Raw genomic sequence first — 12,998 nt, 5'->3', positions numbered from 1 at the left:
CTGAGGGGCGAGCAGGGGCGCTGTCTGACGCGTTCTGCCCGGGCCCAACGGGAAGTCGGCCTCGCCTCCGTCGCCGAAGCGGCGGCGCTCGCGGGCGCAGGGCCAGGCGGCCGGCTTGTCCTCGCCCGCATCGCGGCCGATGGCGTCACCTGCGCGCTGGCCCTGGGGCTGGTGCATTGACCGTCTATTTCATCGGTGCCGGGCCGGGGGCGCCTGACCTCCTCACGCTGCGCGGCCGGGATCTCCTCGCCCGCTGTCCGGTCTGTCTCTATGCCGGCTCCATCGTGCCGGCAGAGATGCTGGCGCATTGCCCGGCGGGCGCGCGTCTCATCGATACCGCGCCGCTCAACCTTGACCAGATCACGGCGGAATATGTCTCGGCCCAGACGCAGGGCCAGGATGTGGCGCGGCTTCATTCCGGGGATCTCTCCATCTATAGCGCCGTCGCGGAGCAGACGCGGCGGCTGGATGCCTGTGGAATTCCCTGGGTGATGGTGCCCGGGGTGCCAGCCTTTGCCGCCGCCGCCTCAGCGCTTGGCCGGGAGCTGACGGTGCCCGGCCTGGCGCAAAGCCTCATCCTCACCCGGATGGACGGGCGCGCGAGCCCTATGCCGCCGGGCGAGAAGCTTGCTTCCTTCGCGGCCACCGGCGCGACCCTCGCCATCCATTTGGCGATCCATCGCTTGGACGAGATCGTGGCGGTGCTGACACCCCATTACGGCGCGGACTGCCCGGCGGCCATCGTCGCGCGGGCAAGCTGGCCGGAAGAGCGGGTGATGCGCGGCACGCTCGGCACCATCGAGGCGATTCACGCGGCCGATCCGGTGGAACGCACGGCGCTGATCCTGGTGGGGCCCGCCCTCGCGCCCGACGGCTTTCGGGACAGCGCGCTCTATGATCTCGACTACGTGCGCCGCTTCCGTAATCAGGAGAGCGGCGGATGACGGGCGATCAGCCCACCCGCGCGGTCGATGATCAGGATTTCGAGCGCCACCGGCGCCTCGTCGAGCACTGCCTGAGCCGTGGCATGGGCACGCGCCGCGATGGCCTGGGCCAAGGGCAGGCCGGCCGCCAGTTCGAAGGCATGAAGCGTGGTATTGGCGCCCGCGATGGCCGCGGTGAGTGTCGCATCGGCGCCGATCTCCCGCGCGAACTCGGCGAGGGCGGCGGTGTCCACGCTGCCGCGCTTGGAATGCAGGTCGAGCCTGCCTTGAGCGAGCTTGGTGATCTTGGCTGGGCCGCCCGCGATAGTGAGGCGCGGCACGGGGTGGCGGCGGATATATTTCAGCGTGCCGCCGACGAAATCGCCCATGTCGAGCAACGCCGCATCGGGCAGGCCATAAAGTTTTTGCACCGCCTCTTCCGAGGTGCGGCCGGTCGCGGCGGCGATGTGCGGCAGGCTCAGGGCACGCGCCACATCCACGCCGCGATGAATGCTGTCGATCCAGGCCGAGCAGGAGAAGGGGATGACGATCCCCGTCGTGCCAAGGACAGAGAGCCCGCCAACAATGCCGAGGCGGCCGTTGAGCGTCTTTTCGGCGAGCGCCGCGCCGCCCGGGATGGAGATCTCCACCGCCCAGTCCGGCCCGGTGCCGAAGCGCGCGGAAACCTCGGCCAGTGCTTCCGCCATCATGCGGCGCGGCACCGGGTTAATCGCGGGTTGCCCTGGCGGAATGGGCAGGCCGGGCAGCGTCACCATGCCCACGCCTTCGCCAGCCGCGAAGGAAATACCGCTTCCCGTGGGGCCTCGGGACACGCTTGCCCGGATCATCGCCCCATGAGTCACATCTGGGTCGTCTCCGGCATCCTTGACGACGCCGGCCTCGGCGGCGTTTGGAAGGAGCCTCGTTTCGGCAAGGGCAAAGCCGACCTCGCTGCCGCCCGGCAGGCGGATCCGCACGGGGTCCGGAAAATGCCCGGTGATCAGCGCTTCCGCCGCCGCGCGCGTGGCGGCAGTGGCGCAGGCGCCGGTTGTCCAGCCGCGACGGAGAGAGGGCGTATCCACGCCCGGGAATTTAGAGAGGCGCCGGACGCAAGTCACGGTGGGGATTGGCGATGACGATTCAAACGGATCAGGAAGCGGGGCTTTCGCGCCTGATGGCGCGCCGCCCGCGGCTGGACCCGGGTCATGTCTGGCTCGCGGGTGCCGGCCCTGGCGATGTCGGGCATTTGACGCTCGATGCTGTCAGCGCCATGGGCCAGGCGGAGGTGGTCCTGCATGACGCGCTGGTGGGAACCGAAATCTTCTCCCTTATCCGGCCCGGGGCCGAACTCATCCACGCCGGCAAGCGCTGCGGCAAGCCGTCCTCCGAACAGGCTGGCATCTCGGCTGAACTCGTCGCCCAGGCGCGGGCAGGGCGGCGGGTGCTGCGCCTCAAGGGCGGTGATCCCTTTGTGTTTGGCCGTGGCGGCGAAGAGATCCTCGCCCTCGCCGAGGCCGGCATTCCGTTCCGGGTGATTCCGGGACTGACGGCGGGGGTAGCGGGACTCGCCGCCGCGCTCATCCCGGCGACCATGCGCGGCATCAACCAGGCAATCATCTTCGCCACCGGCCATGGCGCCGAAAGCCAGCATGCGACGCTGAACTGGGAGGCGATGGCCGCCCTCGGCCAGCCCATTGTCCTTTACATGGGATCCAAGCGCATCAGCACCATCGCCCGTCGCCTGATGGCGGGCGGCATGGACGCGGCGATGCCGGCTGCCCTCATCCTGGGCGCGACGACCGCGCGGCAAGAGGTGACGGTGACGGACCTTGCCCATATCGCCGAGACGGCGGCGGGTGCGGAGGAAGAGGCGCCGGCGCTCATCGTCATTGGCCGGATCGTTGCCATGCGTCAGAGGATTTCCGATCTCGTCGCCGCGGTCGTGCCGGAACTCTGCTGATGAGGCCAACCGGCCTTATTCTGGCGGCGCCGCGCTCGGGCTCCGGCAAAACCACGGTCACGCTGGGTCTCGCGGCGGCCCTCCGCCGCCGGGGCCACGCGGTGGCGGTCGCCAAATCCGGCCCGGACTATATCGACCCCGCCTTTCATGCTGCCGCAACCGGCCGGCCAACGCTCAATCTCGACAGTTGGGCGATGGGTCCCGATCAGCTCGACGGCCAGCTCGCCGAAGCCGCTGACGGGGCGGAAATCCTGCTCATCGAGGCCTCGATGGGTCTTTTCGACGGCGCCGGCCCTGCCGGGCGCGCGGGGCGGGCGGCGGATCTCGCGGCGCGTTTCGGCTTGCCGGTCGTGCTGGTGCTGGATGTATCGGGTCAAAGCCAGACAGCGGCGGCCGGTGCCCGGGGCTTCATCGGGTTCGAGCCCGGGGTCACTATCGCAGGCGCCATCCTCAACCGCCTTGGCAGCGCGAAGCACGAGGCCGGCATCCGTCCGGCCATGGAAGCCATCGGCCTGCCGGTCCTGGGCAGCCTGCTTCGCGCCCAGGCGATCACTCTGCCGGAGCGGCATCTCGGCCTCGTTCAGGCGGAGGAGACGGATGATCTTGCCGTGCGTATCGCGGCCCTCGCCGATCTCGCCGAAGCGCGCTTCGATCTGGATGCCATCCTCGCGGCAGCAAAACCGATTACCGCCGAGCCGGGGAAGCAGCCCGCCATTCGTCCGCCTGGCCAGCGCATCGCGGTGGCGCGGGACGCCGCCTTCACCTTCGTCTACCCGCACCTGCTGGCGGGCTGGCGCCGGGCCGGCGCCGAAATTTCGTTCTTTTCACCCTTGGCTGATCAGGCCCCGGAGGAGAAGGCCGATGCCTGCTGGCTGCCGGGCGGCTACCCCGAACTGCATGGGTCCGCGCTTGCCGCCGCGCGGCGTTTCAAGGCCGGGCTTCGCGCATTTGCGGACACCCGCCCGGTCCATGGCGAATGCGGTGGCTACATGGTGCTCGGCGCCACGCTGACGGATGCGTCTGGACAAACTCACGAAATGGTGAGACTGCTGACCCACGCGACGAGTTTCGCCGCGCGAAAGATGCATCTTGGCTACCGCCGCGCGACCCTGCTCGCCGACGGTGCTCTCGGCCCGGCCGGTTCTCGGTTGCGCGGTCATGAATTCCACTATGCGACCGTCTCCGATCCCGGATCGGACGCGGCTTTCGTTCAGCTAGAGGATGCGATGGGGCTGGCGCTCGGCTCCGCCGGCAGCCGCCTTGGAAGGGTTTCAGGCAGCTTCTTCCATCTCATCGCGCAAGAGGAGTGAACTGGATGATGATGGGCCAGGCAGATTTTCTTGAGGACTTGCTGCGGAAGCTCCCGGGCCCGGATTTCGAGGCGGCAGACGCTGTCATGCGGCGGCAGGCGCAACTCACCAAACCGCCCGGCAGCCTGGGCCTTTTGGAAGAAGGCGTGGAATGGCTTGCCCGCTGGCAACGGCGCGACATGCCACGGCTCGATCAGGTGGACGTCCTCGTTTTCGCCGGCAATCACGGCGTCACCGCGCAGGGCGTCTCGCCCTATCCGGCGTCGGTGACCGAGCAGATGGTGGCCAATTTCCAGGCCAACGGCGCGGCGGTGAACCAGATCGCCCGGGCGGTCGGCGCCTCCTTTTCGGTCGTGCCGCTGCAACTGGAACGGCCGACCGCGGATTTCACCCAAGCGCCGGCCATGACACCGCTCGAATTCCGGGCGGCGCTGCGGGTGGGCTATGAGGCCGTTGTGCCGGGCACCGATCTGCTGTGCCTGGGCGAAATGGGCATCGGCAATACAACCGCCGCCGCCGCCCTTTGCCTCGCGCTCTTCGGTGGCAGCGCTGCCGACTGGGCCGGTCGTGGCACCGGGCTCGATGCGGCGGGCGTCGCCCACAAGGCCGATGTCGTACAGCGCGCCGTGGCCTTCCATGCCGAGGCGCGGTACGAGCCCTGGGAGATCGCGCGCCGCCTCGGCGGAAGGGAAACTGCGGCAATTCTCGGCGCGGTTCTGGCAGCGCGGCGGCATAGCATCCCCGTGCTGCTGGACGGCTTCGTCTGTTCCGCCGCCGCCGCGCCGCTGATCAAGCTGCTGGCGGACGGGCTCGACCACACCATGATCGGCCATGTCTCGGCCGAGGCAGGGCACCGCCGCCTGGTCGCCGAACTCCATCGCCCCGCACTCCTCGCGCTCGACATGCGGCTGGGAGAGGCCTCGGGCGCGGCACTCGCCGTTTCCATCCTGCGTGCGGCGGTCGCTTGTCACAGCGGCATGGCGACCTTTGCGGAAGCGCAGGTGGACGACCGGACCTGACCGGCCGATGGGCGTGAAGGCCGATCTCGTCTCAGCCTTTGGGCTGCTGACGCGCTTGCCGATGCCCAAGGGCGTGCCAGGTTCGGCGATGGGGCAGGGGGTTTGGGCCTGGCCGCTGGTGGGTGCGGTGGTCGGGCTCATCGCCGGCCTCGTCTATCTGCTCGCGTGGCGCGCCGGGCTCTCACCCTGGCTTGCGGGCCTATTGGCGGTCTTCGCCATGATTGCCGCCACCGGTGGCTTGCACGAGGACGGTTTGGCCGACACGGCGGACGGCATGGGCGGGGCCACGCCGGAGCGTCGTCTCGCCATCATGAAGGACAGCCGGATCGGCAGTTTCGGCACGCTGGCCATGATCGGCTCGGTCGGTCTGCGCGCCGGCGCGCTCGCGCAGATGGCCGATCCTCATCTCGTGGTGCCAGCCTTGATCCTGGCCGCGATGGCCGGACGAAGCGCGATGCCGGGCGTGCTGCTGCTCTCCGGTCCCGCGCGGCCCGGGGGGCTGGCGGCGAGCCTTGGCGATCTCCCGAGACCGCGCGTCTATGCCGGCTGGGGGATCGCCGCCGTGGTCGGCCTGCTGCTCGCCGGCCTGCATGCGGCAGCACTGGCCGCCGCCGTCGCGATTCTGCTCGCCCTGCTGATGGCGCGCTTCGGCCGGACGTCGCTGGGCGGCTACACCGGCGATACGCTGGGGGCTGTGGAGCAGCTCACGGAATGCGTGATGCTGCTCCTGCTCGCCACAGGCCCTTAAAAGTTCAGACTAGCGGATACCGCGCTTGATCAGCGGGATCAGGGCGTCGATCGTCGCCGGTGTTTCCACCCCGGCGCCGGTATTGATGTTCAGCCCGGCGAATTTGTACTTCGCCGAAAGCACGCATTGCATCACGGGCAGGAAGCCCTGCAGGTAAAGCTGCTGGTCCAGCGTCGCCGTGATGTATTTCGACTGCAGGCCGGCGATCGTGGCGGGTGCCAGATCAATGCCGCCGACGATGACGTCACCGGGTTTCTTTCCGACCTGCTTCAGCGCCTGGGGAATGAAGCTCGTCACCCCGCCATGCTGCGTGCCGATAGCCTTGAGGCCGGGATGTGATTCGAGGAAGGCGACGAGGATTGGCACCGCGAGCGAGGAATCGCCATCGACCTGCGGAGAGATGTTGAGCTTCGTCACCTTCACGCCCGCCTTCTCCAGCGTATCGGCGAGGCCGCGGTCGGACTCGCTGCGCGTCGTCTCATTGAAGACACCGTATTCCAGCGCGGTGTCCCCGGATTTAAGCCCGGCCGCCAGCATCGCCTGGGCCGTGATCTGCCCGCCGACATAGAGATCAACGCCGGCATAGCCGGTGCCCTTGTCGCCATACATCTTCTCGGCGTCCGGCAGCGGCGTATTGCCGACGGTGACGAGGATGCCCTGCTTCTCGGCCTTCGTGATCAGCGGGTCGAAGGCGGCGTCACCCGGATGGCCGGTGATGCCGATGCAGGTTGGCCGCGCCGCCATCGCCTGGCGGAATTGCGTGAGCATCGTCTCCGGGCTCCAGGCCGAGAACTGCTCGACTACCTTGATGCCGAAGGCATGCGCCGCGTCCGCCGCACCGGTCTGCCGCGCGAGTGTCGCGCCGTCGCCCGGATTGCCGCCCATCTGCATATACATCGTCATGCCGTCGCCGAGCGGGCCCTGGCTCGTCGGCTGTGTCGCATGGGCGCCTGCCGTCAACGCCAACATGGCGATGCCCGCGAGCAGGCCCGTTTTCACTCCCGTCATGTCTGTCTCCCTCGTTTTTTGGTTTTCTTGGGAAGAGAGCCGGCCTTGCGCTATCCGCGATGCAGGCCCACGAAACTGCCGAGCGTCTTGAGCTTGCTCGGACTCTCGACAATGAGATGCAGCGTCACCGCGGCGACGAAGATGACGCCCTCGATCGCCTGCACCCAGAAGCCGGCGATGCCGGTGGCGACGATCCCCGCCTCCAGCATGCCGATGATAAAGGTCCCGAAGAAGGTGCCGACGATCGTCGCCGTGCCACCGAAGACCGATGTGCCGCCGATGAACACGCCGGCGAGCGCGGGCAGAAGATAGCCTTGCCCCTGCGTCGAAAAATAGTTGAGGTTTTCGAGCGTCAGCAGCAGTGCCGCGAAACCGCCGAGCAACCCCATGATGGTGAACAGCTTGATCGTCTCACGCACGACATTGATGCCGGCGACACGGGCGACCTGCCGGTTGTCGCCGATGAACAGCACATGCTCGCCGAAGCGGTGGCGATTGAGGATGAACCAGGTGACGACGGCGATGGCCGCGGCCCAAAGGAACTGCATCGGCAGAAAGCCGAAGAGATCGCCCGCGAAGATTTCGTAGACCGCCGTGCCGTCGAGCTGCTGCAGCGCGTCCGACTGGCCGCCCGAAAGGATGGAGGCCGTGCCCGCCCAGAAGAACTGCGTGCCGATGGTGACGATGATCGACGGCACGCCGACGAGTGCCACCAGCAGGCCGTTGACCACGCCCACCAATGCGCCGCCGGCCAAGGCCGCGAGCACGCCGAGCCAGGGGCTGCCGAGCGAGGTCGTGCAGATGGAGAACAGGAATCCTGAGAAAGCGAGCGTCGACGGGAAGGACAGGTCGATCTCCCCGGCCGCGACCACCAGGGTAAGGCCGGTCGCCAGCACCATCATCGGCGGCACGGTGGTCAGAAAGGAAAAGTAGATCGGCCAATGGAGGAAAACGCGCGGCGCGAAGATCACGAAGAACAGCACGAGCAGGATGCAGACGAGGATGATCGGCAGGCCTTCGACGTGACCTAGCCGGTGCAGGCCAAGCCCGCGTGCGCGCCCCGTGCCGTTTGTGGATAGATGCGTGCTCATCAGCCCACCCCTACATTGCGGCCGCCGTGCTGAAGATCGATCAGGAATTTCGTGAGTTCTTCCAGCGTCATCTCACCGGATTTGATGTCGGCGACGATGCGTCCACGGTCGAGTACGATGAGCCGGTCCGCCAGTTCGTGAACATGGGCAAGGTTGTGTTCGATATAAATGCAGGCGCGGCCGGAGGTCTTGATGGAGCGGACGAAGTCCAGCACCTTGCGAACCTCGCTGATGGCGAGTGCCACGGTCGGCTCGTCCAGGATAATGAGGTCGCTGTCGAAATGCATGGCGCGCCCGATGGCGATGCCTTGCCGCTCGCCGCCCGAGAGTTTCGAGATGGTCGAATCGGCGTCGATGCCGACGCCGCGGAAGCCAAGCTGGTTCTTCAGGATGTCGTTGGCGATGCGGCGCTGTTCCGCGACCTTGATGAAACCGAAGCGGTTGGTGATCTGGCGGCCGACGAAGATGTTGCGCCACAGCGGCTGTTTCTCGCCGAGGGATTTTTCCTGATAGACGGTCTCGAAGCGCAGGCGGTGTGCCTCCCGCACCGAATAGCGTGTCCAGTCAACCTTTTCGTCGCGGATGTAGAGGTTGCCAGCGGTCGGTCGCACCACTCCGGTCAGAACTTTGATCAGCGTGGATTTGCCGGCCCCGTTGTCGCCGATCAGCCCGACGATCTCGTTGCGCCCGATGGCGAGATCGATGCCGGACAGCGCGCGGATCTTGCCATAGGAGAGGCTGATGCCCTCGGCGCGCACGATATGCTGGTAGCTCCGCTCGGCCGCGGCCTGACTGTCCATCCCCCACGCCCTTTTTCTTATATCTTGGCCAATATGCCCTTTCGGCTGGGCATATCGCGGATGCAGCAATAGTCGGACTTTTGTCTCGCCGGAGGTTAGGAAGCCTTGGAAGAGCTGTCAAATGGTGTTTGCCAGAGCCCGATAGCTTTGGGTCGGACCGAGAGCGAGCGTAAGCTTTCAGATTGATTCAACCTGAAATCCGCTCGCTCTCCGGCCGGTCGCGCAGCTCCCGCCGCAGCGAGTCCAGCGCGCGGCGCAGGATCTCGACCTCGACCCGATCGTAGCCGAGCGCCGCGCGGTCCGCGAATTCGGCAAGCAGCCGACGCTCGTCCCGATTGATGTCACTGCCCGTGACATGGGGGCCGAACAGGGCGACGCCCAGGCTTTCCGCGACGCCGCCGCGGATCGGCACCGCAAGGCAGGGGGCGAAATCGTCCGACGGCAGGCCGGGCCGGTGCCACCCGCCGCGCGGCAGGGCCACGGGTTCGCCGGTTTCGAGGCAACGAAGTACCGCCCCGTCAGTCGAGGGGTCGAGTGTGCTCGGGCCCTGCTCCGGCCAGCCGGGGGCTGCGCCGCTGCGGCGGAACTGGCCGTCCTGCTGGCGGAAGATCGCAGCGGAGACCAGGCGCAGGCTGGCTGTGGGGTGTTCCGTCACCAGCCGGTCCACTTCGTCGAAGCCGCGGACCGTCAGCATGCTTTGGCCCGCCTCGGTCAGCTGCGCATGGGCCTTATGGTAGCGGCGGTTGAAGGCGCGCTCCAGAACGGTCACGGAATGGTGGTGCAGATGCGTGAGCACGATCAGTGCGATGGGGCTGACCACGGCAAGCCAGAGCCAGGCGGGCAAGTGCAGGGTTTCGTGCATGTGGTCGCCAATGCTGCTCACCGTGTCATGCAAATAGACGATGGGCACGCCGAGCACGAAGCTGAGGCAGGCGAGAATGGCGCCGCGACGGAGCGGAATGGAGACGGCGACGACGCGGCGGCGCCGCACGGCCGTTCCGACAAAATAGGCGATTACGCCCTGCAGCAGGCAAAGCAGGCCGATTTCAGCGAGAGAGGGGGTGAAGCCGAGCAGCCGTTCCGGCAGGTTGGTCGATTGGCAGAGTTCGGCTGCGAGGAAAGCGGGCAGGCCGATCAGGTAGCCGGCAAGCACCCAGCGCATTCGCGCCTCGTCCTGGGGCGCCAGGTGGCGGCGGCGCGCCGCCAGCAGGGCGATCGCCAGAATGTCGAGCGGGATGATGGTGAAGAACTGGATTTGCGCCGGAATGCGGGTCTCGAACCCGAAGAGATTGGCCGAAGCCGCGAAGGCGAGTGCGACCATGGCGAGGGCCAGGACCGGGAGCAGCCGGCCGATCCAGACACCCCCCGGCCCCGGCGCCTCCTCGGGAAAGCAAAGGGCGAAGGCGACGAGCCCGGCGTAGGCCGCGCCCTGGGCGAGTGAATCGAGCGTCTGCGCCACCAGCACCCCGGGCGGCCACAGCTGCAGCAGGGCGTAATAGGTGTAGTTCTGGCCCGGATTGAACCAGATGGCATAGAGGAAGAAGCCCCAGGTCATGCCGCCCGGCCGGTCCCAGACCAGGCGGAACGCGACAAAAACGAAGGCGGCGCCCACAACCGTGTCCAGCAGCAGCACGAGCTTTGCTGCGAAGGGCAGCGGCGCCGGGGCCGGGTGCAGCACCGCCTGCCGGGCCGGCAAGCCGTCCCCGGGCCTCAGCGTCAGGGTGATCGGACGGGTGCTCGCGGTGTATTCGACGCCGCCGAAATCCCCGAGCACGGCAAGGATCGCGCGGCAGCCCTCGCTCCCTGGCCGGGTGCAGCGCATGGCAGTGAGATCGAGCTGCATGCCGGGGGCAAGCCCCGCCTGGCCGGCGGGCGAGGCCGCAGCGCGGATGAAGGGGTCCTGCACGCCAATGATGGTGCCGTCATTGTCGACGGACAGGCCGTAGGAGCCGAGGGGCGTGACGATCCGGGAGAGGTCCGGCAGAATGGTGGCGAGCGACCAGATCGTCAGCAGAACGGCCAGGAGGCGCGACGCCGAACGCATCACGGCACGGGCCCCTGGTTTCTGCGGATGTCTCCTCACCCTCGCGTCCTTTGTGGTGCCACGCCTGTCTGTACGTGCCAGGAACGGTGTTCAGCGGCAAGGCCCGCCTGCCCTGGGCCCTTAGATGTCCTGTCCTGCCGGCAGGATCACCATGTCCCGGATCGTGACATGGCGCGGGCGGGTGAGGGTGAAGAGCAGCGCCTCGGCGATGTCTTCCGACCGCAGCCCGGTCTTCTCCGCCACCCGCCGCTCGATCTCGGCCGGATCGTCGATGCCCCAGAGCTCGTTCAGCACGACGCCGGGGGAGATGGAGCCGACGCGAACGCCATGCGGCAGCGCCTGGCGGCGGAGGCCATGGACGAAGCTGCGGATGGCATGCTTGCTGGCGCTGTAGATCGGCTCCCAGTGCAACGCCTGATGGCCGGAGATGGAACTGGTGACGATGATATCCCCCTCGCCACGTTCCATCATGCCGGGCAGGACGCGCCGGGCGGCACGGAAGACGCTGGTCACATTGATCGCCATCATCCGCTCCCACGCATTGGGGTCACCCTGCGCGACCTCGCCCGGAATATAGACGCCGGCATTGGCAAAGAGCACATCCACCCGGCCGAAGGCACGTTCGACGGCTTCGACCATGGCGTCTGTCTCTTCGGGCCGGGCGAGGTCAGCCGGGAAGGCGCGGCCAGCCTCGCCCAGGCTTTCCGCCAGCGCGTGCAGGCGGGGACTGTCGCGGGCCACCAGCGCGAGGCGCGCGCCTTCGGCGGCCAATGTCCGGGCCGCGGCGCGGCCGATCCCAGAACTCGCCCCTGTAATGATGATCGTCTTGTCTGTCAGCGTTTTGCGCATCTGTCTCTCCGGCGGATATTTGTTCTTTCCCTGGCGAGCATAGAACCATCCAAGCGGGCTTGCCGCCAGTGCTGAGGTCGCTATACGGTCTCCATCCGGTGGTCCGACCAATGGCAATTGGTCGGCCACCTGGATAACGCGGGACTAACCGCGGATTGATAAGTCCGGCATGGCCGGTACACGGATGGAGGAACGCTTGGGCGATCAGAGCCGGACTGCCGCGCGTGGCGGAGCAACTCCATGAGCGCGGCCGATAAGCCGGCCGGTGCCGCGGCACCTAAATCGTTTCTGAGCCGCATCCTGCGCTCGCGCGAGACGGGGATCATCACCGCTCTCGTCATCATGTTCGTGGGCCTCACCATCTTCGCGCCAGATTTCGCCTCGCCGAACAACATGCTCAACGATGCCCGAAACTTCTCCTTCGTCGGCATCGTCGTGCTTGGCCAGGCCATGGTCATGATCACCGGCGGCATCGACTTGTCGGTAGGTTCAGTTTGGGGCCTTGCCGCGGTCTCCTCGGCTGCGATGATGAGCGCCGGCCTCGGCCCGATTCCGGCTTGCGTCCTCGCCCTCGTCATCTCCGGCCTGGTCGGCCTCTTCAACGGGCTTTGCGTGACCAAGCTGCGCATGCCGCCGTTTGTGCCCACGCTTGCCACCATGTCGATCGCCCGCGCGCTCGCCCTGGTCATCACGCGCGGTCATTCGATCGACAATTTCCTGCCTTTCGACAGCTCCTTCTTCAACCTTGGCGGCGGCCAGAGCTTCGGCCTGCCCAATCCCTTCATCATATTCGTTGTCCTCTCGGTCATCGCCGGCGTGGTGCTGACGCGCACAGTCTATGGGCGCCAGCTCTACGCCATCGGCGGCAACGAGCGGGCGGCGCGGCTGACGGGCCTTTCGGTCGACCGTCTGAAGATCAGCGTCTATGTCATTTCCTCCGTCACCGCCGGCCTCGCCGGCATCATCGAGGTGAGCTATCTCTCCTCCGCGATCTCGAACCAGGGTTTGGGCAAGGAGCTCAGCGTCATCGCGGCGGCGGTCATAGGCGGCACCGCGCTGACGGGCGGCGAGGGCACAATCCTCGGTGTCTTCGTGGGTGCGGTCATTCTCGAAGTTCTTCGCAACGGGCTCGTGCTTCTCGGCACAGATGCCTATTGGCAGGGCGTTTTCGTCGGCTCGGTCATCGTGCTGGCGGTGTTCATCGATCAGCTCCGCAAGGGCTTCTGGCGAACACGATAGGCGTGCG

General features: G+C 67.2%; 13 protein-coding genes. 7 read left to right on the top strand and 6 right to left on the bottom strand.

The annotated features are described in order from the left end of the window. Both VL752_RS14785 and cobM read left to right on the top strand, forming a co-directional pair. Positions 1 to 180, top strand: a 180-nt coding sequence (locus VL752_RS14785; RefSeq protein ID WP_325356590.1) for a cobalamin biosynthesis protein, incomplete at its 5' end; no start/stop codon positions are given. Next, positions 177 to 944 carry a precorrin-4 C(11)-methyltransferase gene (gene cobM, locus VL752_RS14780; protein WP_325356588.1) on the top strand — a complete coding sequence of 256 codons (768 nt, stop codon included), beginning with the start codon at positions 177 to 179 and terminating at the stop codon, positions 942 to 944. The genes VL752_RS14785 and cobM, both read left to right, overlap by 4 nt. Here the strand turns inward: cobM and VL752_RS14775 are convergent. Further along, a complete protein-coding gene (locus VL752_RS14775) occupies positions 926 to 2,005 on the bottom strand; it encodes a cobalt-precorrin-5B (C(1))-methyltransferase (RefSeq protein WP_325356586.1) in 1,080 nt (359 codons plus the stop codon). The two genes, cobM and VL752_RS14775, sit on opposite strands and share 19 nt — an antisense overlap. A gap of 50 nt (positions 2,006 to 2,055) precedes the next feature. Here VL752_RS14775 and cobA point away from each other — a divergent pair, with 50 nt between their 5' ends. The 4 genes from cobA to cobS are packed head-to-tail and all read left to right on the top strand — an operon-like array spanning position 2,056 to position 5,960. Continuing rightward, a complete protein-coding gene (gene cobA / locus VL752_RS14770) occupies positions 2,056 to 2,883 on the top strand; it encodes a uroporphyrinogen-III C-methyltransferase (protein WP_325356584.1) in 828 nt (275 codons plus the stop codon). Next, positions 2,883 to 4,193, top strand: a complete 1,311-nt coding sequence (locus tag VL752_RS14765; RefSeq protein WP_325356582.1) for a cobyrinate a,c-diamide synthase — start codon at positions 2,883 to 2,885, stop codon at positions 4,191 to 4,193. The genes cobA and VL752_RS14765 overlap by 1 nt, the downstream gene beginning before the upstream one ends. Positions 4,194 to 4,198: 5 nt before the next feature. Further along, positions 4,199 to 5,212: a nicotinate-nucleotide--dimethylbenzimidazole phosphoribosyltransferase gene (cobT, locus tag VL752_RS14760; protein ID WP_325356580.1), complete on the top strand. Its 1,014-nt coding sequence runs from the start codon at positions 4,199 to 4,201 to the stop codon at positions 5,210 to 5,212. Positions 5,213 to 5,219: 7 nt separating this feature from the next. Then, entirely contained in the window at positions 5,220 to 5,960 is a 741-nt protein-coding gene (gene cobS, locus VL752_RS14755; RefSeq protein ID WP_325356578.1) for an adenosylcobinamide-GDP ribazoletransferase, read from the top strand. Between the two features lie 9 nt (positions 5,961 to 5,969). Here the strand turns inward: cobS and VL752_RS14750 are convergent, their stop codons facing one another. The 5 genes from VL752_RS14750 to VL752_RS14730 all read right to left on the bottom strand — a co-directional run bounded on the left by VL752_RS14750 (position 5,970) and on the right by VL752_RS14730 (position 11,752). Further along, entirely contained in the window at positions 5,970 to 6,968 is a 999-nt protein-coding gene (locus VL752_RS14750; protein WP_325356576.1) for a substrate-binding domain-containing protein, read from the bottom strand. 50 nt (positions 6,969 to 7,018) lie between these two features. Next, positions 7,019 to 8,059, bottom strand: coding sequence for an ABC transporter permease (locus tag VL752_RS14745; protein WP_325356574.1), 1,041 nt, complete (start codon positions 8,057 to 8,059; stop codon positions 7,019 to 7,021). Then, positions 8,059 to 8,859, bottom strand: coding sequence for an ATP-binding cassette domain-containing protein (locus VL752_RS14740; RefSeq protein ID WP_325356572.1), 801 nt, complete (start codon positions 8,857 to 8,859; stop codon positions 8,059 to 8,061). The genes VL752_RS14745 and VL752_RS14740 overlap by 1 nt, the downstream gene beginning before the upstream one ends. Before the next feature lie 187 nt (positions 8,860 to 9,046). Continuing rightward, positions 9,047 to 10,906 (bottom strand): hypothetical protein, encoded by a 1,860-nt coding sequence (locus VL752_RS14735; protein WP_325356570.1) that lies wholly within the window; start codon positions 10,904 to 10,906, stop codon positions 9,047 to 9,049. A gap of 117 nt (positions 10,907 to 11,023) precedes the next feature. Further along, positions 11,024 to 11,752, bottom strand: coding sequence for an SDR family oxidoreductase (locus VL752_RS14730; RefSeq protein ID WP_325356568.1), 729 nt, complete (start codon positions 11,750 to 11,752; stop codon positions 11,024 to 11,026). 240 nt (positions 11,753 to 11,992) lie between these two features. Here VL752_RS14730 and VL752_RS14725 point away from each other — a divergent pair, with 240 nt between their 5' ends. Continuing rightward, a complete protein-coding gene (locus tag VL752_RS14725) occupies positions 11,993 to 12,991 on the top strand; it encodes an ABC transporter permease (RefSeq protein ID WP_325356566.1) in 999 nt (332 codons plus the stop codon). Positions 12,992 to 12,998: the final 7 nt, after the last annotated feature.

Source organism: Acidisoma sp., from assembly GCF_035492295.1.
GTDB lineage: Bacteria > Pseudomonadota > Alphaproteobacteria > Acetobacterales > Acetobacteraceae > Acidisoma.
Note: the sequence above shows the minus strand (reverse complement) of the source record. Positions and strands in the feature narration are given on the sequence as shown.

Excerpts from the sequence above, each read along its gene's own strand:
- cobS (WP_325356578.1), top strand. The coding sequence starts at position 5,220 with ATGGGCGTGAAGGCCGATCTCGTCTCAGCCTTTGGGCTGCTGACGCGC.
- cobA (WP_325356584.1), top strand. The coding sequence starts at position 2,056 with ATGACGATTCAAACGGATCAGGAAGCGGGGCTTTCGCGCCTGATGGCG.
- VL752_RS14740 (WP_325356572.1), bottom strand. The coding sequence starts at position 8,859 with ATGGACAGTCAGGCCGCGGCCGAGCGGAGCTACCAGCATATCGTGCGC.
- VL752_RS14750 (WP_325356576.1), bottom strand. The coding sequence starts at position 6,968 with ATGACGGGAGTGAAAACGGGCCTGCTCGCGGGCATCGCCATGTTGGCG.
- VL752_RS14725 (WP_325356566.1), top strand. The coding sequence starts at position 11,993 with ATGAGCGCGGCCGATAAGCCGGCCGGTGCCGCGGCACCTAAATCGTTT.
- VL752_RS14730 (WP_325356568.1), bottom strand. The coding sequence starts at position 11,752 with ATGCGCAAAACGCTGACAGACAAGACGATCATCATTACAGGGGCGAGT.
- cobT (WP_325356580.1), top strand. The coding sequence starts at position 4,199 with ATGATGATGGGCCAGGCAGATTTTCTTGAGGACTTGCTGCGGAAGCTC.
- VL752_RS14745 (WP_325356574.1), bottom strand. The coding sequence starts at position 8,059 with ATGAGCACGCATCTATCCACAAACGGCACGGGGCGCGCACGCGGGCTT.
- VL752_RS14765 (WP_325356582.1), top strand. The coding sequence starts at position 2,883 with ATGAGGCCAACCGGCCTTATTCTGGCGGCGCCGCGCTCGGGCTCCGGC.